Genomic DNA, 26,034 nt, shown 5'->3' on the forward strand with positions numbered 1-26,034 from the left:
GGGGCGAGTAAGTTCTGGGTCTGCCTCTATTTAAAGGACTTTCATAATGCTCAAGCGCTGGATTGCGATGCCCGTACTGTTATTGGCGTGCGCCGGTTCGGTATGGGCGACAGATTGCCCACCGTTACTGGAGGGCTCGTTGCCCAAGTTGCGGGCCAAGGAGTCTATCGATCTGTGCCAGCGTTTTGCCGGTAAACCGCTGTTGATCGTCAATACCGCGAGCTTTTGTGGCTTTGCTCCACAGTTCAAAGGGCTTGAGGCGTTGAATCAGCGCTTTAAGGGGCAAGGGCTGGAGTTGATCGGGGTGCCGTCCGATGACTTTAAACAAGAAGCCAAGAGTGGCGAGGAAACAGCCAAGGTCTGCTACGTTAATTACGGCGTCACGTTCACCATGATTGATCCGCAACATGTACGTGGCCCTGACGCCGCACACGTGTTTAAAGTGCTGGCTGAACAGAGCAGTGCTCCGAAGTGGAATTTCTATAAGTACGTTGTTGATCGCAAAGGTAACGTAGTTGCCAACTTTTCGAGTCTGACCAAACCCGACAGTCCCGAGTTGATTGACGCGATAGAAAAAGCCATTGCTTCAAAACCCTGACTTCCGTTCATTAAAAATCCCCGCCTCGGTAACGAGAGCGGGGATTTTTTAATTCAGTTGGCGAGGGGTCAAGTCTCGCGCTGAATTAGAACTTGTAGGTTGCACCTACACCAAACCCGTTTGCACTGTTGTGGTAAGAGGATTTGTAGTTGCCTTTGGCTGGCAGGTTGACGCTAACCGACTCTTCCTTGAGGTAGGAATAAGCGGCATCAATAGTCAGATCATCAGTTGGGCTCCAGCCGACGCCAAAGCTGATTGCTTTACGGTCGCCAGTCGGGATGCGAACCGAACGGTCAGTATTGTTGGTAGGTGACTGATCAACCGACAAGCCGGTACGCACTGTCCATTGCTTGTTGATCTTATAGGCAGCACCAATGGCCGAAGCCCAGGTGTCATGCCAGTTCTGATCTTCTTTAATGGTACCGATCGGGCCGACACTGCCGCCTAGCGCAGGTGGAACACCATTGTTTTCAACGGTGATGTCTTTCAGGCGGCTCCAGCGAGTCCAGGTACTACCTGCATAGATGGTCCACTGGTCATTCAGCTCATGGGTAACCGAGAAGTCAACAGATTCGGGCGTAGTGATATCCAGGCCGGCATCGTATTTAGTGCCATTGAAAGGCCCGAAACCTATGCCCGAGATTTTGGTGTTTCCATCCAGGCTGTATTTGACTTTAGAGTGATAAGTCAGACCCAGGCGCGTCCTGTCAGTGGCCTGAACCAGGATGCCGGCGTTGAAACCAAGTGCAGTATCGTCACCCTTGATTTTAACTTCACCGTCGCTGGCGGGGCCGCGTGGACCAGGCGTAGCGGAAGTCAGGGTGCCGTCAATGCGGTTGATGGTAGGACCAAAACCGATCGAAACTACATCGTTGAAGGCGTAGCTGACAGTAGGCTGGAAGGTAATAACCTGAACCTTGCTCTCTTTACCAGCATAGCGACCGGCAAAGCTGCTTTCGTAGTCAGTGACCAGGCCGAAAGGAGCATACAGGCCTACACCAAATGCCCAGTGCTCATCAATTGGCTTCACGTAGAAGCCCATTGGCACGGCAGTGAAAGGAACCATGTCGCCTTTGTTGGTGCCGCCTGGAGCGCCGCCACTTGCGTGCTTGATATCGGTGCTTGCGTCGATTGCAGCAACACCACCGGTAACTTGTTCGCGCTTGATGCGGGACATGCCTGCCGGGTTGCCGAAAACGGTGCTCGCATCTTCAGCAGAAGACGAACGCCCTGCGAAGCCGGTCCCCATACCGCTAATGCTTTGTTCGTTGAGGGCGAAGCCACTTGCGAAAATATGGCTGGAAGCCAAAGTGACGGCGAGGCTAAGTGTGGTCTTGAGCATTACTTTTTTCATTATTAGAACTCCTTTTGATCACCGGACGAAAACTACCAACATTTTTGTTTAAGCGCTATAGGCTAAATCGCAGAAGTTAGCGTTGTTTTGTAGGACAATCCGACCGGTTTCCGATCATTTAAATATTATTGTAGGTGGGTGAAATCTCAGGCGACATGGCCAAGAGGAGAAACAAAGTTGTTCCATGCGTGAGTGAAATCACGCAAACGTCCTTGTGGTTCAAAGGCTTGGCGCCAAACTCTGGCCATACCGAGCAGGTCATCTGCAGCGGGTATGGTTAGTTGCTGCTGTTCTATCAGCAACCACGCTATGGCCGTTGCGTAACGTAAATTAACCGTGAGTTCCAAATGCGGGTTGCACAAGAATGCATGCTGACTGGCCAGTCCGCGAACCAGGCTCGCCAGTTCGGGGTCTTGCGCCAGGTACTGATCCCACAAGGCGGCGTGACGGGGTTCGCGAATGCAGTACAGGCCATGGCCGCGCCGATCATGCAGGGCTGAGCCCAAACTTGACTGGCTGGCTGCAATACCCAGCAACAATGCTTCTGCATCCGGGTTGTTCTGGCCCAGATACATCAGCGTTGGCCGAATTACATAAAGGCTCAACTCCCTGGCAGCGATACCCATATCGTCCTCGACGCCTGAAAATGGCCGGCGGTCCCAAGAGCTTGGCAGCAGTGGGTCGTAAGGGATCGCCGGAAGCGGATTATGCCGCTTGAGTTGAAGTGTAGTCTCATATCTTTGTTCTAAAGTTCTGTTTTTAAAACATTTATAGCTTCGAGTTGTTAGCTATATATCCGCAAGTAATTAAACGATGCCGGATATTTCTTAAATTTTTAGCAACAAAAAGCCCTGCGGATCAGGCAGGGCTTGTTGGGTTACCGCTTATCAGATCAGGCAATAAGTGCCTGACGAGTACGCTCGATCACAGCTTGCAGAGGTGCTGCGCTGGAATATTGATCGGGGTACAGGCGTTCGCTGTGACGAGCGATGCCGTGTTCGTTGACCAGGGTGAAGCTGAAGCATCCTTTGCGAGCGGCCATAATCAGGCAGTTCATTGGAGCAAAGGCGTTGGTTAGGGTGCGAATGGCATCCTGAGTATGGATTTGAGTAGACATAGTTATTAGGTGTTCCTACAAATGACACGGATTAGAACCGTGCAACGTTAAAACGTTCCAGTGACGTCGAGCCATCTTTGGCTGGACGAAGAACCTGACTGGAACAAAGCCGCCAGTTGGAGCGCATTAAGTATGTGGCGCTTGGGCTGGCAGGTAGGTACTTAGGAGGGCAGGCAATCACAACAGGAGCTAAGGTTCCGTGCTCCGGGTGAAGATCCTGATCAATTTGCAGGTTGGTTCGGTCAGAGTAAGAGCTTCGCGATACCCTTTGCTTTTCAAAGGCAGTATCGTCGCAAGATTTACCTGGAAACCATCGAGGGGGTCGATCCCGTTTTATAAGCGTGTCTTCAATTTATTGAAGAGTGCTTGAGGGATTTGTTCGGCCCGAATTGACTTTCAGCTTGGTACTAACGCTGCGGATACTAACGGGTTGAAAAATTAAACGCAAGTGTGCTAGCGAAAAATACCTCATAAAGCCCTTGGGTATGGGCTTGTCGCGGCTGCCGATGGGCGCTTTTAGCCCATTTTTACCGGTGCGCCAGCCCCGTCCGGCAAGCAATGGCCGCTTGAACCTGCGTTGGAGGCTGCTCATTAGCAGTGCGCAGGCCTACAGGTTCTGCCCTGCATTTGTCCTGTTTACTGGGGGGAGTGTGAACTTGTGCACATTTAAGGTGCTGCGTACAAAATGCCGGCAGGGGCTGGATTTACCCCGCTCATAGCCTGTTCGCCAAATTTAAGTCAATGAAAAACATCGTTTTTTTTAATTGGTGAAAAAATCGTCAGTTTGACCTGAGGCCCCGTAGGGTGGGCGTTTGCGGCGGTTAAATGCAGGTTGTCCACTGACTTATCCACAGGATCTGTGGATTGTCCCGTGGGCTTGCTCTAGATCGCGGGTGTAGTACTTTTTCGACTTTACCCAAGCGAAAAAAGGAGTAGAGTTGCGCGCCTTCTGTTCTGCCCTACAGTGTCATATGAAGTTTCGCACAGCTACTTCCTCCGTTACCCGTCCTGCTACTCCAGCAGAAGCCCCAAAACGCTTTTCTCTGCGGGTGGCAATCTGGTTACTGGATAATCCTCGATTGGGCGCTAACCCCAGCGTCAAGCACGTTGCAGGGCATTTGCTGAAACAACCCGCGCGACAAGGCGTAGTACTGGCCCAGAGTCGTCTGGGGCAATTGATGTGCCGTGATTGCGGGAGTGCCCGGGATCAACGAATCGGTCATGAACTCTTGCGCCAGGCAGCCCGTGCCGGTGACCGCGCCGCACAACAGGAACTGAGCAAAACCGAAGACTGAGCTGTCTTCAGGCCTGTTGCTTGGTTAACCTTGCTCTTTTATCTCGTGCGGAGGGGGCTATGGCCCTGGACTTGAGCAGCATTTTGCTGGGCCTGGCGTTGGCAGGTGTGCCGCTGCTGGCAGTTTTATGGCAGGTGCAGCGTCGCGCCAGTAGCCTTGATGCAGAGCTGGCGATGTTCAGCGAGCGCCTGAGTACGGCGCAGTTGGCCCAGGAAGGCCTGAGCGCCCAACTTGATGCCAGTCGCGATGAAATCAGTGATCTGGGCCAGGCCAATGCGGCCAAGCAGGCAGAGCTCGCGGCATTGCGGCGAGAGGTCGAGTTGTTGCAGCTGGAGCGTGACAATACCCGCGATGCAGCCCATGCCTGGAGCCTGGAGCGCAGCCAGAAAGAAACCGAGTTAAGGCGTCTGGACGCGCATGGGGCCGCCCTGGCCGCTGAACTGCGGGAGCAGCAAGACAGCCATCAACAACGATTGAACGATCTGCAAGGCTCCCGTGATGAGTTGCGGGCTCAATTTGCGGAACTGGCCGGCAAGATTTTCGATGAGCGCGAGCAGCGTTTTGCCGACACCAGCAGTGAACGCCTGGGGCAGTTGCTCGACCCCCTCAAAGAGCGCATCCAGTCGTTTGAAAAGCGGGTCGAAGAAAGCTATCAGCAAGAAGCCCGGGAACGATTTTCCTTGGGTAAAGAGCTGGAGCGTCTGCAGCAGCTCAACCTGCGCCTGAGTGATGAAGCCACCAACCTGACCCGGGCCCTGAAAGGTCAGAAAACCCAGGGCAACTGGGGGGAGCTGATTCTGGAACGGGTGCTTGAACATGCCGGGCTTGAGAAAGGCCGCGAGTACCAGACCCAGGTCAGCCTCAAGGGACCGGACGGCGAGCGTTTTCAGCCCGATGTCCTGATCATGCTGCCGGGTGACAAGCAGGTGGTGGTCGACTCCAAGGTCAGCCTTACGGCGTATCAGCAATATGTAGGGGCAGATGACGAGGTCATCGGCCAGGCGGCACTCAAACAGCATGTACTGTCGTTGCGCAATCATGTGAAGGGGCTGGCCGGTAAGGACTACAAGCGACTCGAGGGGCTGCACAGTCTGGACTTCGTGTTGCTGTTTGTACCGATCGAAGCGGCCTTTTCCGCAGCGTTGCAAGCCGAGCCCAATCTGTTTCAGGAAGCATTCGATCGCAATATCGTGATTGTCAGCCCGACCACCTTGCTCGCGACCTTGCGGGTCATTGACAGCTTGTGGAAGCAGGAGCGGCAAAGTCAGAACGCGCGGGAAATTGCCGAGCGGGCAGGCTGGCTATATGACAAATTCGTGCTGTTTATTCAGGATCTGGATGAGGTCGGCAATCGACTGCAGCAACTGGATAAAGCCTATGCCGCCGCGCGTAACAAGCTGACAGAAGGTCGGGGCAACCTCGTCAGTCGCAGCGAACAGCTCAAACTGCTGGGCGCAAGGGCCAGTAAAAGCCTGCCGGCAGACCTGCTGGAACGAGCGATGACCGATGTGGATGGCGTGGCGCACCCGGCTGAGTGAGCGGGGGATGGTATCTCTGTAGTCGCTGCCGAGGCCCCGTTGCAAAACCCAAGGCCCTTAGGTCCTTTCGGCAGCGACTACAGATTTAATACGGCGTGATCACAGCGGCACGTGCCGACTCAGCAGGGCCCGCAATACTGCGGGTTTTACCGGCTTGGGCAGATACTCCAGACCTGCGGCATGCACTTCGGCAATCATCTCCGGGCGTCCATCAGCGCTGATCACCACTCCAGGCACTGGCTCCCCCAGCTGGGCCCGCAGCCAGCGCATCAGGTCGGTTCCCACTTCGCCGTCATCCAGATGGTAATCAACCAGCACCAGCTGTGGACGTACGCCCTCATTGAGCAGGGCCGCGCATTCGTCGCGATTGCGTGCGGTCCAGACCCGGCAGCCCCAGCGTGTCAGCAAGCTCTGCATGCCGATCAGAATGCTGTCTTCGTTATCGATGCACAGCACTTGGGCGCCATTGACCGGCTGACCATTTTGCTCCGCAGCCACGGGCTGTGGCGCAGCCTGGGTCCTGGCCAGCGGCACCCTGACACTGAACACGCTGCCTTTTCCCTGCCATGAACGCACTTGCAAACTGTGCCCCAGCACGTGGCACAAGCCGTCGGCAATCGCCAGGCCCAGGCCCAGGCCTTTTTCGGCGCGGGTCTGGTGGCTGTCCAGGCGTTTGAACTCTTCAAAAATGACTTGCAGCTTGTCGGCAGGAATACCCGGTCCGCGATCCCACACTTCAAGGCACAGCTCTCCCCCGCGGCGGCGTACGCCCAGCAACACCGGACCTTTGGCGTAGCGGAAGGCATTGGTCAGGAAGTTCTGCAAGATGCGCCGCAGCAGCTTGATATCGCTACTGACGCGCAAACGACTGCTGCGAACCCTGAAACTCAGGCCTTGTTCCTGCGCTTGGGCGGTGAATTCATTGCCCAGGGTCTCAAACAGATCATTCAGTGCAAAAGGCTTGATGTCCGGAGTTATTTTTCCGTTTTCCAGGCGCGAAATATCCAGCAGGTCACTGATCAGGTCTTCGGCGGAACGCAAGGAACTGTCCAGATGCTGCACCAGTTTCTGCGCTTCCGGACTCAGCCCTTCATCCTGGTGGGACAGCGCGGAGGAGAACAGGCGTGCCGCATTCATGGGCTGCATCAGGTCATGGCTGACGGCTGCCAGAAAACGGGTCTTGGACTGGTTGGCCGCTTCGGCGACGCCTTTGGCGTCGGTCAGCTCCTGATTAAGCTGCGACAACTCATGGGTGCGCTCGGCCACCCGTTGCTCAAGACCTTCGTTGGCCTCGGTCAGCGCCTGCTCGGCTTCGCGGAACGCCGTAATGTCGGTGAAGCTCATGACAAAGCCGCCGCCCGGCATGGGGTTGCCAATCAGTTCGATCACCCGGCCATTGGGGAACAGGCGTTCGGATGTATGCGCCCGGCCTTGACGCATCCAGTGCAGGCGGCGGGCCACATGCACTTCGGCTTCACCGGGGCCGCACAGGCCGCGCTCAGCATTGTGGCGAATGATGTCGGCAATCGGCCGTCCTACGCTGATCAGCCCGTCCGGATAGTTGAACAATTCCAGATAGCGACGATTCCAGGCCACCAGCTTGAGCGACTGGTCGACCACGCTAATCCCCTGGGTGATGTTTTCAATGGCGCCCTGCAGTAATGCGCGGTTGAACTGCAGCACTTCCGATGCTTCGTCGGCAATGCGTACCACGTCTTCGAGCTGCATCTCCCGGCCTTCAATGGCCGCTTTGACCACCGCCCGGGTAGAAGAGGCGCCGAGTACCCCGGCCAGCAGGCGTTCGGTGTGGGCGATCCATTCGCCGTTGGCATTCTGGTTCGGATTAAAGCCTTTGCCCTGGCGATAGGCGAAACGGATGAAGCTTTGGTGGGCACGTTCCTCGCCGACAAAACGCGCCGCGAGGGCCAGCAAGTCGTTGATCTGCACCGCGAGCATGGAGCGTCCGCTAGGGTGACTGCTCAGCTCCTGGCCGATAAAGCGTCCGGCTTGCCAGTGCTCCGAAACCCGGGTGCGCGACAGCACCGAAACCCAGGCAAACAGAGTGAAGTTACCGGCCAGCGACAACACCACGCCTTGGGTCAATGGTGTGATCGACAGCCCCAGCGGGTTGCTGTGCAGCCAGGTCAGACCCGGGAAAAGGCTCAAAGGCCAGCCGGCACTGTGGGCGATGAGCGGCAGCACCAGGGTGTAGAACCAAATGAATGTACCGGTGGCGAGGCCGGCAAATACGCCCCGGCGGTTGGCTTGCTTCCAGTACAGGGCGCCGAGCATGGCAGGGGCCAGCTGGGTGACTGCGGCGAAGGCAATCTGGCCGATGGTGGCCAGGCTCGCCGTGGAGCCCAGCAGGCGGTAACTCACATACGCCAGCAGCAAGATCACCACAATCGTTACGCGGCGTACCGATAGCATCCAGTGGCGGAACACCTCGAACGGGCGCTCGGCGTTTTTGTGGCGCAGCAGCCAGGGCAGCAGCATGTCGTTGGAGACCATGGTCGACAATGCCACGCTGGCGACGATCACCATGCCGGTGGCCGCCGATGCGCCGCCAATAAATGCCAGCAATGCCAGTGCCGGGTGAGCCTGGGCCAGTGGCAGGCTGATCACGAACGAATCCGGCAGCACCGAGCTGGGCAGCAGCATTTGCCCGGCCAGTGCAATCGGCACCACGAACAGGCCGGCCAGAATCAAATAGGCCGGAAACACCCATTTGGCCAGTTGCAGGTCCTGCGGCTCGATATTCTCGACCACGGTTACGTGAAACTGTCGGGGCAGGCAGATGATTGCCATCATTGCCACGCCGGTTTGTACCACCATCGACGGCCAGTTGATGGTTTCCTTCCAGTACTGCTCAAGGCGCGGTGCAAGCATGGCCTGGTTGAAAAGATCGTCGAAACCGTCATACAGGCCGTAGGTCACAAAGGCACCTACGGCAAGAAAGGCGAACAGTTTGACCAGCGACTCGAAGGCAATTGCCAGCACCATGCCGCGGTGGTGTTCGGTGGCATCGAGGTTGCGCGTGCCGAATACAATAGTGAACAGCGCCAGAATCAGGGTCACAATCAGGGCCGTGTCCTGGGCGCGGGTCCCCGTGGCGTCAGCTCCGGCACCGATCAGCAGGTTCACGCCGAGCACAATGCCCTTGAGCTGCAGGGCGATGTAGGGCAGCACGCCCACCAGACAGATCAGTGCCACCACAATCGCCAGAGATTGGGACTTCCCGTAGCGCGCGGCAATAAAGTCGGCAATCGAGGTGATGTTCTCCTGCTTGCTGATCAGCACCATCTTTTGCAGGACCCAGGGCGCGCACACCAGCAGCAGCACCGGCCCCAGGTAAATCGGTAAAAAGGCCCAAAGCTGCTCGGCGGCCTGGCCGACGGCGCCGAAGAATGTCCAGCTGGTGCAGTACACCGCCAACGACAAGCTATACACCCACGCGCGGACCCGCGGCGGCAGCGGTGTGCTGCGCCGGTCACCATAAAAGGCAATGGCAAACATAATGGCCATATAGGCCAGGGCGACGGCGGCAATGAGCCCGCTGGACAGCGACATGGTGACTCCTGGAGGTGTAAGGCCACAGCAATCCGGCTGTGGCGGGCTAGTCTCGCATGATGTTTATGCGCCGTCAGTGTCGACCATGGTCTGATCGCGGCCAAGGGTCGCAGGGTTTGCAGCGGGATGCAGTGACGAATATCTGCAAAATAGATAAGTGTTAGAGAAATTACCCGTTATATAGATATTCGATTTGGTTCTACTCTAATTTCACCTCATGAGAGGAAAGGAGGAACCCATGACTTGCCCAAACAAAGCCCAGCCCGGATTTCGGCCATTCAGCCAGTTGCAGCACCCCCGTGAAGTGATTCGCCAGTTCACCCCGAACTGGTTTGCAGCCACCATGGGGACGGGGGTTCTGGCGTTGGCGTTGGCCCAGTTGCCGGTGCATATCCCCGGCATGCATGTCTTTGCCGAAGGGTTGTGGCTGTTCAATATCGGTTTGTTCATTCTGTTCAGCGTGCTCTATGGCGCGCGCTGGGTGCTGTACTTCGACGAAGCGCGGCGGATTTTCGGGCACTCCACCGTGTCGATGTTTTTCGGCACCATTCCCATGGGGCTGGCGACCATCATCAATGGTTTTCTGGTGTTTGGAGTCCCGCGTTGGGGCAGCGACATGGTGCAGGTGGCCGAGTTTTTATGGTGGATAGATGTAGCCATGGCCCTGGGTTTCGGGGTGATCATCCCGTACCTGATGTTCACCCGGCAGGACCACAGCATTGATCAAATGACCGCGGTCTGGTTGCTGCCAGTGGTGGCGGCGGAGGTAGCCGCGGCCAGCGGCGGGCTGTTGGCACCGCATTTGAGCGACACCCTCGCGCAGTTTCATGTGTTGATTACCAGCTATGTACTGTGGGCGTTCTCGGTACCGGTGGCGTTCAGCATTCTGACTATCCTGATTTTGCGCATGGCACTGCATAAATTGCCCCACGAAAGCATGGCCGCTTCAAGCTGGCTGGCTTTGGGGCCGATCGGCACTGGCGCCCTGGGTTTGCTGCTGCTGGGTAGCGATGCTCCGGCGATTTTCGCGGCCAATGGCCTGGGCCGGGTCGGTGAAATTGTCGAGGGCCTGGGCCTTATCTCTGGCGTGATCCTGTGGGGCGTGGGCTTGTGGTGGATTGTGATGGCTTTGATGATCACGGTTCGCTACTTCCGGGCGGGTATCCCGTTCAATCTTGGCTGGTGGGGCTTTACCTTCCCGCTGGGCGTGTACTCATTGGCCACTTTGCGTCTGGGCAGCGTTCTGCATCTGGCATTTTTTGATATTGCCGGCTGCGTGCTGGTGGTGATGCTGGTGCTGATGTGGTTGATCGTTGGCACGCGAACCGTGAAGGGTGCCTACCGTGGCGAGTTGTTTGTGTCGCCCTGCATCGCCGGGTTGAAGAAGTAGATACGGCGCTCAGGTTCTGTGCGAAATGGCTGAACAGGCTGATTTAGTACAGAACCTGAGCAAGCTTGTGCCCTGAGTGATACAACGGCCCTCCAATGAGAAAGCCGTTCGGCGCAACGTGAGTACATGGATGATGAGTCACCCCTCGCAGTTCAGTTTGCTGAGGAAGCGCCGCTTCCTGCCCTTCTTCGTGACCCAGTCCCTGGGCGCACTCAATGACAACCTGTTTAAACAGTCGCTGATTCTGGCCATCCTTTACAAATTGAACATCGAAGGTGATCGCGGGATCTGGATCAACCTGTGTGCGCTGCTCTTTATAGTGCCGTTCTTTTTGTTTTCGGCACTGGCCGGGCAGTTTGGCGAAAAGTACCCGAAGGATCGTTTGATCCGCCTGATTAAACTGGGCGAGATTGCGATCATGGTGGTGGGTGCCATCGGCTTTGCCTTCGATCACCTGGCGTTGATGCTGGTGGCGCTGTTCGCGATGGGGACCCACTCGGCACTGTTTGGGCCGGTGAAGTATTCGATCCTGCCGCAGACCTTGCATGAAGACGAGTTGGTGGGCGGCAATGGCCTGGTCGAGATGGGCACTTTTCTGTCGATTCTGGCCGGCACCATTGGTGCCGGGATCATGCTCTCATCCAGCAACTACACGGCGATTGTGTCCGTGGTGATAGTGTCGGTCGCAGTGCTCGGCTATCTGGCCAGTCGCGCAATTCCGCGGGCGGCGGCGGACACCCCGGACCTGAAGTTGAACTGGAATATCTTCAGCGAGTCCTGGGCCACCTTACGGATGGGGTTGAACCAGACGCCTGCGGTGTCGCGTTCTGTAGTCGGAAACTCATGGTTCTGGTTTGTCGGCGCGATTTACCTGACGCAGATCCCGGCCTACGCCAAAGAGTGGCTGTATGGCGATGAAACCGTGGTCACCCTGATTCTTACGGTGTTTTCGGTGGGGATTGCGCTGGGCTCGATGCTCTGTGAAAAGCTCTCGGGACATAAGGTCGAGATTGGTCTGGTGCCCTTTGGCTCGTTTGGTCTGACCCTGTTTGGCTTGTTGCTGTGGTGGCATTCGGGGCACATGCCACAAAACATTCAAGCCAATGACTGGCTGGGCGTGTTGGGCTTCAGTCAGGCCTGGTGGGTACTGTTGGATATTCTCGGCCTGGGCGTGTTCGGCGGCTTCTACATTGTGCCGCTGTATGCGCTGATTCAGTCGCGCACGGCCGAAAACGAGCGGGCCCGGGTGATTGCGGCCAACAACATCCTCAATGCGCTATTCATGGTGGTGTCGGCAATTGTCACCATCCTGCTGCTGAGCGTGGCCAAGCTGACGATTCCCGAGCTGTTCCTCGTGGTCTCGTTGATGAATATCGCGGTCAACACTTATATCTTCAAAATCGTCCCTGAATTCAGCATGCGTTTCATGATCTGGCTGCTCGGCCATTCCATGTACCGGGTGGAGCACAAGAATCTGCAGCTGATTCCGGATGAAGGCGCCGCGTTGCTGGTGTGTAACCACGTTTCGTTTGTCGATGCGCTCTTGATTGGTGGTGCTGTACGTCGGCCGATTCGCTTTGTGATGTATTACAAAATCTACAACTTGCCGGTACTCAACTTTATCTTTCGCACTGCGGGCACGATTCCGATTGCCGGGCGGGCTGAAGATGAAGCGATTTATGAGAAAGCCTTCAGCCGCATTGCCAGGTATCTGGAAGATGGCGAATTAGTGTGCATCTTTCCCGAGGGCAAGTTGACCACCGATGGCGAGATTGGCGAGTTCAAGGCCGGGGTGACGCGGATTCTGGAGCACACGCCGGTGCCGGTGATTCCGCTGGCGCTGCAGGGGTTGTGGGGCAGCTTCTTCAGCCGGGATCCGCACAAGGGGTTTTTCCATCGACTCTGGTCGCGGGTGACATTGGTTGCAGGTGCACCGATACCGGCCAGTGAGGCCAGTCAAAAGCTGTTGCGCGAAAGGGTCTGTGAGCTGCGGGCGCAGAAGAGGTAGATAGTGCTGGCGGGGCGGGAAGCGGTTTGCCGGCGATGGCGTCGATGCCATCGCCGGCAAATTGTGCCGGATCAAGTGCTTATTTTGAGACCGACCAGGCCGGCAATGATCAGCGCAACACTGGCCAGTCGGAACAGCGCCATGGATTCGCCAAACAGGATGATCCCGGCGATCACGGTACCGACTGCACCTACCCCGGTCCATATGGCGTAGGCAGTGCCCAGCGGCAGGTCTTTCATGGCCAGCCCGAGCAAGCCGAGGCTGATAATCATGGCGCCGACCGTCAGGGCTGTCGGCAGCGGGCGACTGAAGCCGTCGGTGTATTTGAGGCCTACGGCCCAGCCAACTTCAAACAGGCCGGCGAAAAACAGAATAATCCAGGGCATTGCAATCTCCATCAACGGATGGGGCCGTCCCCAGAAAAATCACTCGATGAGTCGCGAGGTCGTCCTCGCAGTGCGCAGTATATTGCACATGATTGATCTGATAGACAACCCCGAAGCGTTAGTCGGTAACAGTTTTTTCTGCCGCGAGGCGGTCTTCTTTCTCGCTCATGCGTCGGAAGTACGTCGAAAGCAGTGCCCCTGAGATGTTGTGCCAAACGCTGAACAGTGCACTGGGTACCGCCGCCAGAGGCGAAAAGTGCGCGCTGGCCAGGGCGGCTCCCAGGCCGGAGTTCTGCATGCCGACTTCCAGAGCCAGGGATTTACGCTGGGCCAGGGGCAGTTTGAACAGGCGGCCGGTAAAGTAGCCAAGCAAATAGCCGAAGCTGTTGTGCAGTATGACCACGGCCATGATCAGCAAACCGGACTTGGCGATCTGGGCCTGACTGGCCGCCACCACGGCCGCCACGATAATCACGATGCTGATCACCGAAACCAGCGGCAGTACGTCCACCGCGAAGCGTACGCGGGCGCCAAGCAGTCGCTGGGCCACAACCCCCAGTACGATCGGCAGCAAAACCACCTGCAGAATCGACCAGAACAGTTCCATGAACGAAACCGGAAGCCATGCCGAAGCCAGCAACCAGATCAGCGCCGGCGTCAGTAGCGGAGCGAGCAGGGTGGTGACGGCAGCAATGGCAACGGACAGGGCCAGGTCGCCCCGGGCCAGCCAGGTCATGACATTGGACGAGGTGCCGCTCGGGCAGCAGCCGACGAGAATCACGCCAACGGCAATTTCGGGCGGCAGGTGGAAAACCTGGCACAGCAACCACGCCACACCGGGCATGATCACGAAATGAGCAACCACGCCCAGTGCCACGCGCCACGGGTGGCGGGCAACTTCGGCGAAGTCTTCGAGTTTGAGGGTCAGGCCCATGCCGAACATCACCAGGCCCAGCAGCGGCACGATGAAGCCTTTAAGGCCGACAAACCAGGCGGGTTCAAGAAACGCCAGTACGGCGAATATCAGTACCCAATAAGCAAAGGTATTACCGACAAAGCGGCTTAAAGCAGCAAGTGCGCGCATGGTGTTCCTTTATTGTGATTATGGGATATCCCCTGCAGTAGCACGCTCGCTCCAGCAGGGGATATGGGTGAGTCAGATTCCCTGGGGAATCTCTTCGCCACCCAGTGCTTCAAACAGCTGCGGCAAGAACTCGCCGAATGTCAGCATCATCAGGGTGAAACTGGCGTCCTGCTGGCCCAGGTCGTCGTCACCGCCGTCCTGTTCAGCCTGGTCTTGCAGCAGGTCTTCAAACTTGAGGCGTTTGACCACCAGTTTGTCGTCCAGTACGAATGACAGCTTGTCCTGCCAGGCCAGTGACAGTTGAGTCACGACTTTTCCGGTGCTCAGATGCAGCTGGATTTCGTCGCTGGTCAGGTCCTGACGTTTGCAGCGAATGATGCCGCCGTCTTCGTGGGTATCGCGCAACTCGCATTCATCAAGGACAAAGAAGTTGTCGGCAGCTTTTTGGGTTTTGACCCATTCGGTCATGACCGCGCTTGGAGCCATTTTCACCGCCAGCGGGCGAACCGGTAATGAACCGATGACTTCCCGCAGGGTGGAGAGCAAGTCTTCGGCACGTTTAGGGCTCGAAGCATTAACCAGGATCAGGCCCTGTTTAGGGGCAATGGCAGCAAAGGTTGCCGAGCGACGAATAAAGGCGCGCGGCAAGAAGGCCTGGATGATTTCATCCTTGAGCTGATCGCGCTCCTTCTTATAGACCTTGCGCATTTGTTCGGCTTCGATCTCTTCGACCTTGTCCTTTAATGCATCGCGAACAACGCTGCCCGGCAGGATGCGTTCTTCTTTACGGGCCGCGATCAGCAGGAAGTCCTGGCTGACGTGAACCAGCGGTGCGTCCTCACCTTTACCGAAAGGGGCAACGAAACCGTAGGTGGCTAATTCCTGGCTTGAACACGAGCGGGCCGGTTTGGTGGCCAGTGCAGTTTCCAGCACCTGCGCATCAAAAGGCAGATCTTGGGTCAGGCGATAGATAAGCAGGTTTTTGAACCACATGGGGTGAATCACTCCTATATACAAAGCAGGCATTATTCGCTTCATGGAGCCATAGGCCAACCCTGCGCTAACCCTTTGGCAGGCTTAGAAAAATTATTTTAAAAAGTGCTTGCCAGACTATAGGTCGCTCCGTAGAATGCGCGCCACACCGAGAGTGAAAGGGTGATTAGCTCAGCTGGGAGAGCATCTGCCTTACAAGCAGAGGGTCGGCGGTTCGATCCCGTCATCACCCACCATTCGCTCACAGTGTTACGCGCAGCGGTAGTTCAGTCGGTTAGAATACCGGCCTGTCACGCCGGGGGTCGCGGGTTCGAGTCCCGTCCGCTGCGCCATATTTTTACCACAAGCCCCTTGAACGCTTGTGGTTGGGGAAAGCCCGCTGAATGCGGGTTTTTTCTTGAAAGTCTTCGGTTCTGCAGTTCGCTGCCGGATCAAAGTGCAGGACGCAGGAAACGGAAGTTTTTACCGGGTTTTGAAAAAAACTTGAATAAAAACAACCACTTACACGAAAAGTGTGAGAGAATGCGCCCCGCAACGAGAGTGAAGTGAAAGGGTGATTAGCTCAGCTGGGAGAGCATCTGCCTTACAAGCAGAGGGTCGGCGGTTCGATCCCGTCATCACCCACCATTCGCTTTCAGTGTTACGCGCAGCGGTAGTTCAGTCGGTTAGAATACCGGCCTGTCACGCCGGGGGTCGCGGGTTCGAGTCCCGTCCGCTGCGCCATATTAGAGTCACAAGCCCCTTGAACGCTTGTGACACGCGAAAAAGCCTGCCTTGTGCAGGCTTTTTTGTGCGCCCGGGTTTTGTAGATCCTGTAGGAGCGAGCTTGCTCGCGAGCATTTCAACGCAGCAACGAAGAGCTCGCGAGCAAGCTCGCTCCTACAGGGGGTTTATTGCAAAAAATTCAGTTCAGCCTGTTTTAGAAATCCCAGCGGGTACTGACCATCACATTGCGCGGGTCACCGTAGTACGACGAGTTATAGAAACCGATGTTGGTGTAGTACGACTTGTCGAACAGGTTGTTCAGGTTGACGCTGGCCGAGAGGTTTTTCGTAAACTGGTAGCGAGCCATCAGGTCAACCAGCCAGTACGGATCCTGTGAAAACTTCTCCTCGACCCCGCCTTTATTCCAGTTGGTCAGCATTTGCCAGCCCGTACCCTGCCAGCGAACCCCGCCACCCAGGGTCAGTTTGTCGAGGTCGCCGGTCAGCTTGTAGCTGGTGTACAGATTGATTTGATCCTCGGGCTCCCAGGTCGATACCTTTTTACCGTTCTGATCACGGCTGATCTTGTGCGTATAACCCGCCTGCAACTGCCAGCCGGGCATGAGCTCGCCAGAAATTTCCGCTTCGTAGCCTCTGGTTTTGGCTTTGATGCCTTTATAGGCGTATTCAATGTCCGGATTGGTCGGATGGGCGTTGTAGGCAGTGTCTGCTTCAGGCCGGTTGTCCTGATGGACCTCGAAGTAGGCCAGACTTGAATTGAGGCGACCATCAAAGAACTCGCCCTTCAAACCCAGTTCATAGTTGGTGCCTTCATCGGGCTCAAGCATCTTGTTGTCGCGATCGCGGTAATACGACTGCGGCAAAAAGATTTCGGTATAGCTGGCATAGGCAGAAATATTTTCGTTGAGGTCGTAGATCACCCCGGCGTAGGGCAGTACCTTGCCGGTGTCTTTTGCATGGCTGGTGCCCGTCAGGGTGTAATCGGCCACCCGTGTACCGAGCATTAGCGTCAGATCATCGGTGAGGCTCAAGCGTGCGGTCATGTAAGTACCGGTCTGGCGCGTTGTTTCATCGTTGTAGGAGGTTACGTTGCCCCAGTCCGGTTCCAGGCTGTCGCCATCCCAGTTGTAGTAGTCATAGGCGTTGTCGACCATTTTGGCGTTGGTGTAGTCCTTGCCGGTCCAGTGCGATTTAGCTACCGAGCCGCCGACCACCAATTGATGTTCGCGCCCCAGCAAGCTGAATGGACCGCTGGCAAACAGGTCGCCACTGTCGCTGACGTATTCGCCGGTGTACTTGCGGGCCAGCATTGGCGCCAGTCCGGTGCTTGCGTCCGGGTCCAGCAATGCGCCGAGCGGTGCGTTGTAGCCGTTGACCTGGTGGTTGTACTGGCCTTTGACTACCCAGCCGTTATCAAAGCTGTGCTCCAGGGTTGAAAAAACCGTGCGTGTGTATTGCTCCCAACTGCTCCATTTGGCGCCGTTGTTGAACGAACGAGGGGTGCTGATGCGCTCGCCGGCGGAGTTGAACAGCGAGGCACTGCCCGACCAGCTGGAGCCTTTTGGATGGTTGTTCTGATAATCGGCGCCGAGAGTCAGCAGGGTGTCCGGGGTCAGGTCCACTTCCACAATGCCGTAGTAAACCTCGCTGTCGCGCTGGTAGTGGTCCATGAACGAGTGCTTGTCCTGATAGGCCGCAACGGCCCGGCCACGCACATTGCCGCTTTCGGTCAGCGGGCCGCTGACGTCGATCTCGGAACGGTAGTTGTCCCAGGATCCTGCGCCCACATCCACGTGGGCCTTGAACTCGCTTGTCGGTTTTTTGCGTACCATATTGATGGTGCCGCCGGGGCCGCCTGCGCCGGTGAGCAACCCGGTTGCACCCTTGAGAACTTCGACCCGGTCGTAAATTGCCGTGTCGGTAAGGGTGTGCCCGGCAGAGTACTGCGGGTCTTGCAGGATCGGGATGCCGTCGTACTGAAAGTTCTTGATCGCAAAACCGCGGGAATAGTAGCTGGTGCGGTCACTGTCATAGGTCGCAACGGTGATGCCGGGGGTGTGGCGCATCACGTCATCGATCGAGTTGAGACCGAAATCGTCCATCGCCTGGCGTGTTACCACAGAGATCGACTGTGGGGTTTCGCGCGGTGTCAGCACCATGCGCGTAGCAGTCGCAATGCTGCCGGGGGTGTAGGAGCCCGAACCTTCAGTGATGGTGCCCAATTGGTTGGCGCTGACTTGGGTGGCGCCCAGTTCCAGGCTGCCGCCCGCCGCAGGCAGTGCCTCGAGCATGTAGCCATTGGCACTTTTGACTGCGGTATAGCCACTGCCACGCAACAAGGCTTCGAATCCGGAAGGCTCGTTGTAGGTGCCGTGCAGGCCGGGAGTCGTCAGCCCCTCAAGGTTGGCGGGCTGAAAAATAATCGCTACCCCGGCCTGTTGTGCAAAACGGTTCAGGGCACTGCTCAGCGGGCCGGATGGAATGTCATAGGTCTGTACCGATGCCGACTGCGCCTGGGCGACGGTGCTGCACAGCACGCCAGTCGCCGAAGCGACAATCAAGTGAATGGCCAGGGCCAGCGGGGTGCAGGCCCGCGGGCTAAAACGCCCGCGAGGGTGGGAGGAAGTCAGCATGGAGAGCGCAGTCCTTTAGGGTTCTATGTATCTACCTTGACGGCTGGCTAGAAAAAAGCGGAACTAATGCGAATAATTATTCTTTAGATTGTTGCGCCTGGCTGATCACCACCAGCCACGGGGTATAGGTTTTTATCGTCAGCGGCAGGGTTTCAGCGATCAATTGCAGCGCCCGATCGGTGTTATCCAGCGGCAATACAGCCGATACGCGCAAATTGGCCAGGGCCTGACGGTCAAACTGGATATGGCCGCGCCGATGTCGGGAAATTTCATCGAGCACCCGGGTCAGGGGCTGGTTATCCACCACCAGTTGGTGATCTCGCCATGCCTGATCAATGCTGGCGGGGTCGAGCGTACCGGAAAGTTCGACCGAGTCGCGGCGGATCAGCGCCCGGGAGCCAGTGTCGACCTCCAGGGTCTGTCGTTCGTCAGCGCTCTGTGCGGCGACGCGCGACTGCAGCATGCTCAACACAGTGGTGTCGTGCAGATGTTTGACCACGAAGCGGGTGCCCAGCGCGCGCATGCTGCCCTCGTCGGTCTGCACAATAAAGGGCCGGGCGCTGTCGTGAGCAACCTCCACCAGGACTTCGCCTAGCAGTACCTCGATACGCCGTTCCTGGCCGTTGAAGTGCACATTCACTGCACTGGTACCGCTAAGAGTGAGCGTTGAGTTGTCGGCCAGACGCAGGGTTTTCCAGTCATTGGGGCCGGTCCTGATGTCGGCCATCCATTGCTTTGGATACTGGCTTTGCAAGAGCAGTGCGCCGGGTAGGCCCAGGCAGCCGGCAATCAGTAATGCGCGTAATACCCGCTTGCCTCGGGCTGCAGGTTTGCGCCCGCCAAAGGCGGCAGTGAGTGCGGCCTTGGCCGGGGCGGATTGCCCGCGCAACGCTTGCAGGCGGCTGATCACCTCTTGCATGCGCAGGGCGGCGGCTGCGTGTTGCGCACTTTGTTGTTTCCAGCACTCGAACTGCAGACGCAGCGCATCGTTGGCGGCCTCTTCATGCAGTTGAAGAATCCACTCGGCGGCTTGCTCGTCAATGGTCGGGTGGGGCTCGGGCATGGCTTTATCAGGTATCCAGGCTATGGCTGCAGTGCAGCAAGGCCTGGATCAGGTACTTGCGCACCGTGCGATCAGACAGTGCCAGTTGCCGGGCGATCTCGCTCTGTTTCAGGCCATCGAGGTAGTACAGGACAAAGGCCTGGCGAACCTTGTCCTGCATGCCTTCCAGAATGAACGCGATGTGTTCGAGAGCTTCCAGTGTGGTGAGGATCTGCTCGGGGGATTGAAAGCCTTCAAGGGCTTGTGCGGTAAGCGCAAGTTCTTGCAGATAGGCGTTTTCGATTTGTTTGCGGCGCACCTGATCAATGATCAGGCGTCGTGCCGTGGTGCTCAAAAACGCCCGGGGCTCACGCAGGGTGGCTACCGACTCGCGGGCGTTGAGGATTCGGGTAAAGGTGTCTTGTGCCAGGTCTGCGGCATTCTGGGCGCAGCCGAGTTTTCTGCGCAGCCAGCCAAACAGCCAGCCGTGATGCTCGCTGTACAGATTGGTAATCGCGGCCTGGAACGCGGGTTCACCCGTTGACATAGGTCGTGGCTCAGACGTTATTGAGAATTATTACTAATTCTGAATGCAAGTCCGGGGTAAACGCAACTGAGAATGAATGCAGGAGCAAGCTTGTTTGTAGGCGCGAGCTGTTCAAGAGCTCGCGCCTACAGGGGAGGGGGGGATCAGTTTTTGGCGATCAGGTTGCCGGCATGCAGGCCGCACTCTTTTTGCGTGGCTTCTTCCCACCACCAGCGACCTTCGCGCTCGTGCTGATTTGGCAGCACCGGGCGGGTGCAGGGTTCGCAGCCGATGCTGATAAAACCGCGCTCGTGCAGGCTGTTGTACGGCAACTCCAGCATGCGGATGTAGCCCCAGACTTCCTCGCTGGTCATTTGTGCCAGCGGGTTGAATTTGTACAACGCACGTTCGGGGGTGGAGAACGCACCGTCAATTTCCAGTGCTGCCACCTGGCTGCGGGTGCCCGGGCTCTGATCGCGACGCTGGCCGGTGGCCCAGGCCTTTACGGTCGACAGTTTGCGGCGTAGCGGCTCGATTTTGCGCACGCCACAGCACTCGCCGTGGCCGTCCTTATAGAAGCTGAACAGGCCTTTTTCTTTAACGAACGGCTCAAGTTTGCTTTGATCCGGCGAAATCAGCTCGATCTGGATCTGGTAGTGCTCGCGCACCTGCTCGATAAACCTGTAGGTCTCGGGGTGCAGCCGGCCGGTGTCGAGGCTGAAGACTTTGACGTTCTTGTTCAGCTTCCAGGCCATGTCCACCAGCACCACATCTTCGGCGCCGCTGAAGGAAATCCAGAGCTCGTCGCCAAAATGTTCAAAGGCGAGTTTGAGAATGTCCTGGGGGGACTTGCTGGCGTATGTCGCGGCGAGTTCGGCGACGTTGAACGTATGGCTCATCAGGCGGCTTCCTACAGTGAATGGCGCTTGGCGCTCTCTAGTGCGGCGATGTTAGCAAAAACCGCGGGCTACAGGGTTTGCAGCGTATCGAGCAGCACTTTGACCTTGGTGATCGATTCCTGGTATTCGTCCTGCCAGTGCGAGTCGGCGACGATACCGCCGCCGCCCCAGCAGCTCACTTGCCCGTCCTTGATCAGCAGGCTGCGAATCGCAATGGAACTGTCCATCTCGCCGCGTACGTCCAGATACATGAGCGAACCGCAGTAAATGCTGCGTCTTGTCGGTTCCAGCTGATCAATGATTTGCATCGCGCGGATTTTCGGGGCGCCGGTAATCGAGCCGCCAGGGAAGCTGTCGCCGATCAGGTCGAGGGCGTCTTTGCCTTCAGCCAGTTGCCCGGTCACGCTGCTCACCAGGTGGTGAACATTGGGATAGCTTTCGAGGCTAAACAGCTGCGGGACGCTGACCGAGCCAGTATGGCAGGTACGCCCCAGGTCATTGCGCAGCAAATCGACAATCATCAGGTTTTCAGCGCGGTCCTTGGGGCTGGCCAGCAGTTCGGCGGCGTTCGCCGCATCTTCGCTGCTGTCTTTGCCCCGCGGGCGGGTGCCTTTGATCGGGCGGGTTTCCACTTGATTGTTGCTGACCCGCACAAAGCGCTCCGGTGACAGGCTCAAAATCGCGTTGCTGTCCGTCAGGCGCATAAATCCTGAAAAGGGTGTCGGGCAGGCGGCCCGCAGTGCGCAATAGGCGGTCCAGCTATCGCCCTGGCAAGGGGCGCTGAAGCGCTGGGTGTAGTTGACCTGGTAGCAGTCGCCGGCCTGGATGTAGCGCTGAATCTGCTCCAGTGCCTGCTCATACTGGCTGGCGCTGATATCCGGCTGCATGGGCCGCTTGAGCGAGAACCCCGGGTTCGCCGCCGGCGCCGGCTGGCTGAACAGCGCAATCAGGCGTTCGCGTTCGCCGTCAGCCAGGCGCGGGTGAAACACCAGTTGGCTGGTGAGTTGCTGGTGATCGCTGATCAATGCCCAGGCGTACAGGCCCAGTTGTGCGTCGGGCAATTGCAGGTCATCCCGTGACCGGGCAGGGAGCTGCTCAAGCCGACGGCCGAAGTCGTAGCTCAGGTAGCCGATCAGGCCGCCGGCAAACGGCAGTTCATAGTTGGCCGGAAGGCTGGCGTTGCCGAGTTGGTTCAGGTTTTCCCGCAGGCGCTGTAAAAATTCGCGCCCCGACTCGCTTGGCCCCACAGTCAGCTCTTGCAGTGGCCAGGCGCTCAGCAGGTCATAACGGCCGCGCTCGGCTGCAGGGCGGCCGCTGTCGAGCAGTACGGCACCGGGCGCATGGCGTACCGCCGCAAAATACTCGGCGGGATTGGCGTGGTAGGGCAGGGGGTGTACAGAGCAGGTCAACATGCGAAGCCAATCAGCCATCGGAGCGGGGTGGCGATTGTAATCCTGTGCAGGGCAGCAACCAAGCCTTGAGGGAGCGGTGGCAAGAGTCTGTGGGAGTCGGCTTGCCAGCGATGCCTGTAATGCGGTTGTCTGTCGGGCCGCATTGAGGCCATCGCCGGCAAGCCGGCCCCCGCCGGGCTTGTCAGCGTCTTGTGCGGGCCGGCTTTATTCGGCGGAGTGAATATGCCCGAACAATTCCTGGGCAAAGCGCATGCGCTCTTCCGGGGTTTCTTTGATGCCTTTGGCGGCCAGCTCTTCGAGGTGTGCTTCTACTGCGTGGGTACGCAGCGTCAGGCCACAGTCGTTGGCAATCTGGATATTCAGGCCCGGGCGGGCATTGAGCTCCAGAATCAGCGGGCCTTTTTCCTGGTCGAGCACCATGTCGACCCCGATATAGCCCAGCCCGCACAATTCATAGCAGCCGGCAGCCAGCTTCATGAAGCCGTCCCAGTTGGGCAGTTGCACGCCGTCCACCGCATTGGTGGTGTCGGGGTGTTTGCTGATGATGTTGTTCAGCCAGGTGCCCCGCAGGGTCAGGCCGGTCGCCAGATCGACACCGACCCCGATTGCACCCTGGTGCAGGTTGGCCTTGCCCCCCGATTGTCGGGTCGGCAGGCGCAACATGGCCATCACCGGGTAGCCCATCAAGACAATGATGCGAATATCCGGCACGCCTTCGTAGCTGATGCTTTTGAATATCTGGTCCGGGATCACCCGGTACTCGATCAGTGCCCGGTCGCGGTGGCCGCCCAGCGAGTAAAGGCCGGTCAGAATGCTCGAAACCTGATGCTCGATTTCTTCGTGGCTGATGATCTTGCCCGAGACCGTGCGAAAACGGTCTTCGAAACGGTCGGCTATCACCAGAATGCCGTCGCCGCCCGCACCCTGGGCGGGCTTGATCACAAAGTCGTTACGGCCACCGATGATCTCGTCGAGTTTTTCGATTTCTTTTTCGGTGGAAATCACGCCATACATTTCCGGTACGTGAATGCCGGCTGCAATGGCGCGTTCCTTGGTGATGATCTTGTCATCCACAATCGGATACAGGCTGCGCTTGTTGTACTTGAGTACATAGTCCGCGTTGCGCCGATTGATGCCCATGATGCCTCGGGCTTCCAGGGCCTTCCAGGTTTTCCAGAAGCCAAACATCAGGAGTCAGCCTTCAGGAAGGCCTTGAAACGCACCAGTTCGGTCAGGCGGTAGCCGCGATAGCGACCCATGGCCAGCATGAAGCCCACCAGAATCAGCAGCACTGCCGGGAAGGTGAAGATGAAGTACACCAGCTCCGGAATGCTCATGATCAGGTACGCCAGCGTAGCGGCAAACAGGGTTCCGACTGCGACTTTCATCGCATGGCCGCCGCCACGTTCTTCCCAGGTAATCGACAGGCGCTCGATGGTCATGGTCAGAATCACCATCGGGAACAGTGCCACCGACAGTCCGCGTTCCAGACCCAGTTTGTGACTGAACAGACTGATGGCAGCGATCAGTATCACCACGAAGGTCAGTACCACGGACAGTCGCGGCAGCATTTGCAGCTTCAGGTGCTCCAGATAGGAGCGCAACATTAATCCGAGTGCCGTTATCACCGTAAACAGGATGATGCCGAACTCCAGCTGGGTTTCGCGGAACGCCAGGGCTATCAGTACCGGGGTGAAGGTACCCAGGGTTTGCAGGCCGATCAGGTTGCGCAGTACCAGAATCACCAGCACGCCAATCGGGATCATCACCATGATCATGAAGGTTTGCTGGGTTTGCAGTGGCAAGCCGTACAGCGAGTACTCAAGGAAGTTGGCGTCGGTGTTCTCGTCCGTCAGCTTGGCCAGGCGAATGGCGTTCATTTCGCTGTTGTTCAGGCTGAAGGTCACGTTGGGCTTCTTGCCGCCATCGACGGTGACCATTGGCTCATCGCCGATCCACCACAGCAGGCGGTCGGAGGGCAGGCCCTGCTCACCGGTTTCCGGGTTGAAATACAGCCAGTCGTTACCGTTGAAGCTGCGCAGCCACAGTTCAGGGTTCTGTGGTTGATCGGCCACCAGGCGGATGGTGTGGACTTTTTCCATCGGCACGTGGGCTATCGACAACAGCAGCTCGATGACCTGGGCTTTGTGCGGGGTGGAGGGGTCACCCGCCAGCAGCAGTTTCACGTTGTCATCGTTAGGGTTGTTCACCCGTTTGATGGTTTCGCTGATAAAGGTTTCGACGTCGGCAGAGTGCTGGCGAATGGGCGCCAGCAGTGCTTCGGCGGCGATTTTTTCCGGGCCTTCAACGGCAATGCTGTCACGGAAGACCGGGCCTTTGAGCTTGGTCTTGTCACCCGAATAGCGCTTGGTCAGCACCAGACGGTAATAAAGGGTCTGCTTGCCGCTGACCCGGCGTGCGGACCAGGTCACCTTGCGGTTGCCATCCACCCGGTTGACGCTGACACCGTAGTTATTGGAGATAAAGCTTTCGTTCAGGCTGACGTAGTCGCGGTTGAGCGGCGGTACGAACATCTGGATCTTGACCGGGTCTTTAGAGCTGGCGACGAACTCGACTTTGGCATCGATGTTCCACAGGTCGTCGGTCGCGTCTTCGGTCACAGGAATGCCGAGAGCAAAAATCTGATAGGCAGTAATCGAAATGCCCAGCACCACGAGGACGGTGATCAGGATTTTCAGGTGAAGGGTAAGCGCGCGCATTTCAATTACTCTGCGGTTTGAGCGTTAGCGACGCAGGCAGGTTTGCCAGCAGCGTATTTAAGACTTGGGTCGACCAGCGCATCAAAGCGCTTGAGTGCTTCGGAGCCGATCAGCAGCGGGTATTGGAACGCACTTCTATCAGTCAAGTTCACTTCGATTGTGCGTAAAGCTTTGCCCATGCAGATTTCCAGGGCAATGACCGGGCGCGAGGTGTAGTTCTTGTCGGACTGGGGATCATAGTCACCCGAGCGGCGTTTGATCTTGCTGACCCGGGCCAGCGGGCGTTCGATGGGGTGCGAGTGGGCGTCATCGATGGCCAGATAAAAGCGGACCCAGCTCTCTCCATCGCGTTTGAAACGCTTTATGTCGCGTGCGCTGAGGGATGCGGTTTTGGCTCCGGTATCGAGTTTGGCGGCCACTTGCAGATCGATGCCGGCCAGTTCGGCATATTCATTGAGGCCGTACACGGTTTTCTCGGCACCAAGGCTCAAGCCCGGTACGCACAGCAGACAAAGAAGGGTGTAGAGGGGGAAAAATTTCATAAATCGGGGCACGTCTCTTGCAATCTTCAGTTCAAGGCACTGGCAGTACAGAGCAAGTTTCCTCGTGCGGCTGCCCGTGGACGGGGCAGGGCGGATGCGGCCGGCATTCTAACATGAAGGTTTTATGGCGCCAGCGTTGCGGCGCTTTTATGGGGGGGAACTGGCTGTCGATTAAACTAAGGTCGTATCGGGATATTGTCGA

The 26,034-nt window shown here is 57.4% G+C and carries 20 protein-coding genes and 4 tRNA genes; 9 read left to right on the forward strand and 15 right to left on the reverse strand.

Annotation, left to right across the window (positions count from 1 at the left end; all coding sequences use genetic code 11):
- The first annotated feature begins 46 nt into the window (after window positions 1–46).
- Window positions 47–598 (forward strand): glutathione peroxidase, encoded by a 552-nt coding sequence (locus FEZ21_RS09260; RefSeq protein WP_010655761.1) that lies wholly within the window; start codon window positions 47–49, stop codon window positions 596–598.
- An 85-nt stretch (window positions 599–683) separates the two neighbouring features.
- Here the strand turns inward: FEZ21_RS09260 and FEZ21_RS09265 are convergent, their stop codons facing one another.
- The 3 genes from FEZ21_RS09265 to FEZ21_RS09275 form a co-directional block, all read right to left on the reverse strand.
- Window positions 684–1,952, reverse strand: coding sequence for an OmpP1/FadL family transporter (locus tag FEZ21_RS09265; RefSeq protein WP_010655762.1), 1,269 nt, complete (start codon window positions 1,950–1,952; stop codon window positions 684–686).
- Window positions 1,953–2,098: 146 nt separating this feature from the next.
- Window positions 2,099–2,578, reverse strand: coding sequence for a hypothetical protein (locus tag FEZ21_RS09270; protein WP_160626925.1), 480 nt, complete (start codon window positions 2,576–2,578; stop codon window positions 2,099–2,101).
- Between the two features lie 266 nt (window positions 2,579–2,844).
- Entirely contained in the window at window positions 2,845–3,069 is a 225-nt protein-coding gene (locus FEZ21_RS09275; protein ID WP_003442709.1) for a hypothetical protein, read from the reverse strand.
- Between the two features lie 971 nt (window positions 3,070–4,040).
- Between FEZ21_RS09275 and FEZ21_RS09280 the strand changes: the two genes are divergently transcribed.
- Together FEZ21_RS09280 and rmuC are read left to right on the forward strand one after the other, a co-directional pair.
- On the forward strand, window positions 4,041–4,364 hold the full coding sequence (locus FEZ21_RS09280) for a hypothetical protein (protein WP_039735148.1): 324 nt from the start codon (window positions 4,041–4,043) through the stop codon (window positions 4,362–4,364).
- A 173-nt stretch (window positions 4,365–4,537) separates the two neighbouring features.
- Window positions 4,538–5,902, forward strand: coding sequence for a DNA recombination protein RmuC (gene rmuC / locus FEZ21_RS09285; protein WP_177412972.1), 1,365 nt, complete (start codon window positions 4,538–4,540; stop codon window positions 5,900–5,902).
- Window positions 5,903–6,001: 99 nt separating this feature from the next.
- On the opposite strand, the gene FEZ21_RS09290 is transcribed toward rmuC, so the two are convergent.
- The gene (locus tag FEZ21_RS09290) at window positions 6,002–9,472 is read right to left on the reverse strand and encodes a PAS domain-containing hybrid sensor histidine kinase/response regulator (protein WP_160626927.1); all 3,471 of its coding nucleotides are present in this window, start codon (window positions 9,470–9,472) and stop codon (window positions 6,002–6,004) included.
- 238 nt (window positions 9,473–9,710) lie between these two features.
- Between FEZ21_RS09290 and FEZ21_RS09295 the strand changes: the two genes are divergently transcribed.
- Together FEZ21_RS09295 and FEZ21_RS09300 are read left to right on the forward strand one after the other, a co-directional pair.
- Window positions 9,711–10,862: a TDT family transporter gene (locus FEZ21_RS09295; RefSeq protein ID WP_010655765.1), complete on the forward strand. Its 1,152-nt coding sequence runs from the start codon at window positions 9,711–9,713 to the stop codon at window positions 10,860–10,862.
- Between the two features lie 133 nt (window positions 10,863–10,995).
- Complete coding sequence (locus FEZ21_RS09300) at window positions 10,996–12,870, forward strand: MFS transporter (RefSeq protein WP_160626972.1); 1,875 nt, start codon at window positions 10,996–10,998, stop codon at window positions 12,868–12,870.
- A 71-nt stretch (window positions 12,871–12,941) separates the two neighbouring features.
- Here FEZ21_RS09300 and sugE read toward each other — a convergent pair whose 3' ends face one another.
- The 3 genes from sugE to rdgC form a co-directional block, all read right to left on the reverse strand.
- Window positions 12,942–13,256 carry a quaternary ammonium compound efflux SMR transporter SugE gene (sugE, locus tag FEZ21_RS09305; RefSeq protein ID WP_003442696.1) on the reverse strand — a complete coding sequence of 105 codons (315 nt, stop codon included), beginning with the start codon at window positions 13,254–13,256 and terminating at the stop codon, window positions 12,942–12,944.
- A 118-nt stretch (window positions 13,257–13,374) separates the two neighbouring features.
- The gene (locus FEZ21_RS09310; RefSeq protein ID WP_003442694.1) at window positions 13,375–14,340 is read right to left on the reverse strand and encodes a bile acid:sodium symporter family protein; all 966 of its coding nucleotides are present in this window, start codon (window positions 14,338–14,340) and stop codon (window positions 13,375–13,377) included.
- 72 nt (window positions 14,341–14,412) lie between these two features.
- On the reverse strand, window positions 14,413–15,333 hold the full coding sequence (gene rdgC / locus FEZ21_RS09315; RefSeq protein ID WP_003442690.1) for a recombination-associated protein RdgC: 921 nt from the start codon (window positions 15,331–15,333) through the stop codon (window positions 14,413–14,415).
- A gap of 160 nt (window positions 15,334–15,493) precedes the next feature.
- Between rdgC and FEZ21_RS09320 the strand changes: the two genes are divergently transcribed.
- From FEZ21_RS09320 to FEZ21_RS09335, 4 genes are all read left to right on the forward strand, one after another.
- Window positions 15,494–15,569: transfer RNA gene (locus FEZ21_RS09320), tRNA-Val, on the forward strand.
- A gap of 19 nt (window positions 15,570–15,588) precedes the next feature.
- Window positions 15,589–15,665, forward strand: a tRNA-Asp gene (locus tag FEZ21_RS09325).
- A gap of 219 nt (window positions 15,666–15,884) precedes the next feature.
- Window positions 15,885–15,960, forward strand: a tRNA-Val gene (locus FEZ21_RS09330).
- 19 nt (window positions 15,961–15,979) lie between these two features.
- A tRNA-Asp gene (locus FEZ21_RS09335) sits at window positions 15,980–16,056 on the forward strand.
- A 196-nt stretch (window positions 16,057–16,252) separates the two neighbouring features.
- Here FEZ21_RS09335 and FEZ21_RS09340 read toward each other — a convergent pair.
- The 8 genes from FEZ21_RS09340 to FEZ21_RS09375 form a co-directional block, all read right to left on the reverse strand.
- Window positions 16,253–18,691, reverse strand: coding sequence for a TonB-dependent siderophore receptor (locus FEZ21_RS09340; RefSeq protein WP_160626929.1), 2,439 nt, complete (start codon window positions 18,689–18,691; stop codon window positions 16,253–16,255).
- Window positions 18,692–18,767: 76 nt separating this feature from the next.
- The gene (locus FEZ21_RS09345) at window positions 18,768–19,754 is read right to left on the reverse strand and encodes a FecR family protein (RefSeq protein ID WP_003442684.1); all 987 of its coding nucleotides are present in this window, start codon (window positions 19,752–19,754) and stop codon (window positions 18,768–18,770) included.
- Window positions 19,755–19,761: 7 nt separating this feature from the next.
- A complete protein-coding gene (locus tag FEZ21_RS09350; protein WP_160626931.1) occupies window positions 19,762–20,280 on the reverse strand; it encodes a sigma-70 family RNA polymerase sigma factor in 519 nt (172 codons plus the stop codon).
- A 143-nt stretch (window positions 20,281–20,423) separates the two neighbouring features.
- A complete protein-coding gene (locus tag FEZ21_RS09355) occupies window positions 20,424–21,158 on the reverse strand; it encodes a phosphoadenylyl-sulfate reductase (RefSeq protein WP_003442671.1) in 735 nt (244 codons plus the stop codon).
- Window positions 21,159–21,226: 68 nt separating this feature from the next.
- Window positions 21,227–22,570 carry an aminodeoxychorismate synthase component I gene (gene pabB, locus FEZ21_RS09360; RefSeq protein ID WP_160626933.1) on the reverse strand — a complete coding sequence of 448 codons (1,344 nt, stop codon included), beginning with the start codon at window positions 22,568–22,570 and terminating at the stop codon, window positions 21,227–21,229.
- A 204-nt stretch (window positions 22,571–22,774) separates the two neighbouring features.
- Window positions 22,775–23,758 carry an alpha-L-glutamate ligase-like protein gene (locus FEZ21_RS09365; RefSeq protein WP_003442658.1) on the reverse strand — a complete coding sequence of 328 codons (984 nt, stop codon included), beginning with the start codon at window positions 23,756–23,758 and terminating at the stop codon, window positions 22,775–22,777.
- Window positions 23,758–25,290, reverse strand: a complete 1,533-nt coding sequence (locus FEZ21_RS09370) for an inactive transglutaminase family protein (protein ID WP_003442656.1) — start codon at window positions 25,288–25,290, stop codon at window positions 23,758–23,760. Before FEZ21_RS09370 ends, FEZ21_RS09365 begins: the two co-directional genes overlap by 1 nt.
- A 5-nt stretch (window positions 25,291–25,295) precedes the next feature.
- On the reverse strand, window positions 25,296–25,832 hold the full coding sequence (locus FEZ21_RS09375; RefSeq protein WP_003442655.1) for an ATP-dependent zinc protease: 537 nt from the start codon (window positions 25,830–25,832) through the stop codon (window positions 25,296–25,298).
- Window positions 25,833–26,034 lie beyond the last annotated feature (202 nt).

The sequence above is a fragment of the Pseudomonas sp. 9.1(2019) genome (assembly GCF_009910445.1).
Classification (GTDB): domain Bacteria; phylum Pseudomonadota; class Gammaproteobacteria; order Pseudomonadales; family Pseudomonadaceae; genus Aquipseudomonas; species Aquipseudomonas paraversuta.

What these genes read in the sequence shown, in the direction of transcription:
- FEZ21_RS09260 (WP_010655761.1), top strand. Translation starts at nt 47, where the DNA reads ATGCTCAAGCGCTGGATTGCGATGCCCGTACTGTTATTGGCGTGCGCC.
- FEZ21_RS09265 (WP_010655762.1), bottom strand. Translation starts at nt 1,952, where the DNA reads ATGAAAAAAGTAATGCTCAAGACCACACTTAGCCTCGCCGTCACTTTG.
- FEZ21_RS09270 (WP_160626925.1), bottom strand. Translation starts at nt 2,578, where the DNA reads ATGGGTATCGCTGCCAGGGAGTTGAGCCTTTATGTAATTCGGCCAACG.
- FEZ21_RS09275 (WP_003442709.1), bottom strand. Translation starts at nt 3,069, where the DNA reads ATGTCTACTCAAATCCATACTCAGGATGCCATTCGCACCCTAACCAAC.
- FEZ21_RS09280 (WP_039735148.1), top strand. Translation starts at nt 4,041, where the DNA reads ATGAAGTTTCGCACAGCTACTTCCTCCGTTACCCGTCCTGCTACTCCA.
- rmuC (WP_177412972.1), top strand. Translation starts at nt 4,538, where the DNA reads ATGTTCAGCGAGCGCCTGAGTACGGCGCAGTTGGCCCAGGAAGGCCTG.
- FEZ21_RS09290 (WP_160626927.1), bottom strand. Translation starts at nt 9,472, where the DNA reads ATGTCGCTGTCCAGCGGGCTCATTGCCGCCGTCGCCCTGGCCTATATG.
- FEZ21_RS09295 (WP_010655765.1), top strand. Translation starts at nt 9,711, where the DNA reads ATGACTTGCCCAAACAAAGCCCAGCCCGGATTTCGGCCATTCAGCCAG.
- FEZ21_RS09300 (WP_160626972.1), top strand. Translation starts at nt 10,996, where the DNA reads ATGAGTCACCCCTCGCAGTTCAGTTTGCTGAGGAAGCGCCGCTTCCTG.
- sugE (WP_003442696.1), bottom strand. Translation starts at nt 13,256, where the DNA reads ATGCCCTGGATTATTCTGTTTTTCGCCGGCCTGTTTGAAGTTGGCTGG.
- FEZ21_RS09310 (WP_003442694.1), bottom strand. Translation starts at nt 14,340, where the DNA reads ATGCGCGCACTTGCTGCTTTAAGCCGCTTTGTCGGTAATACCTTTGCT.
- rdgC (WP_003442690.1), bottom strand. Translation starts at nt 15,333, where the DNA reads ATGTGGTTCAAAAACCTGCTTATCTATCGCCTGACCCAAGATCTGCCT.
- FEZ21_RS09340 (WP_160626929.1), bottom strand. Translation starts at nt 18,691, where the DNA reads ATGCTGACTTCCTCCCACCCTCGCGGGCGTTTTAGCCCGCGGGCCTGC.
- FEZ21_RS09345 (WP_003442684.1), bottom strand. Translation starts at nt 19,754, where the DNA reads ATGCCCGAGCCCCACCCGACCATTGACGAGCAAGCCGCCGAGTGGATT.
- FEZ21_RS09350 (WP_160626931.1), bottom strand. Translation starts at nt 20,280, where the DNA reads ATGTCAACGGGTGAACCCGCGTTCCAGGCCGCGATTACCAATCTGTAC.
- FEZ21_RS09355 (WP_003442671.1), bottom strand. Translation starts at nt 21,158, where the DNA reads ATGAGCCATACGTTCAACGTCGCCGAACTCGCCGCGACATACGCCAGC.
- pabB (WP_160626933.1), bottom strand. Translation starts at nt 22,570, where the DNA reads ATGTTGACCTGCTCTGTACACCCCCTGCCCTACCACGCCAATCCCGCC.
- FEZ21_RS09365 (WP_003442658.1), bottom strand. Translation starts at nt 23,758, where the DNA reads ATGTTTGGCTTCTGGAAAACCTGGAAGGCCCTGGAAGCCCGAGGCATC.
- FEZ21_RS09370 (WP_003442656.1), bottom strand. Translation starts at nt 25,290, where the DNA reads ATGCGCGCGCTTACCCTTCACCTGAAAATCCTGATCACCGTCCTCGTG.
- FEZ21_RS09375 (WP_003442655.1), bottom strand. Translation starts at nt 25,832, where the DNA reads ATGAAATTTTTCCCCCTCTACACCCTTCTTTGTCTGCTGTGCGTACCG.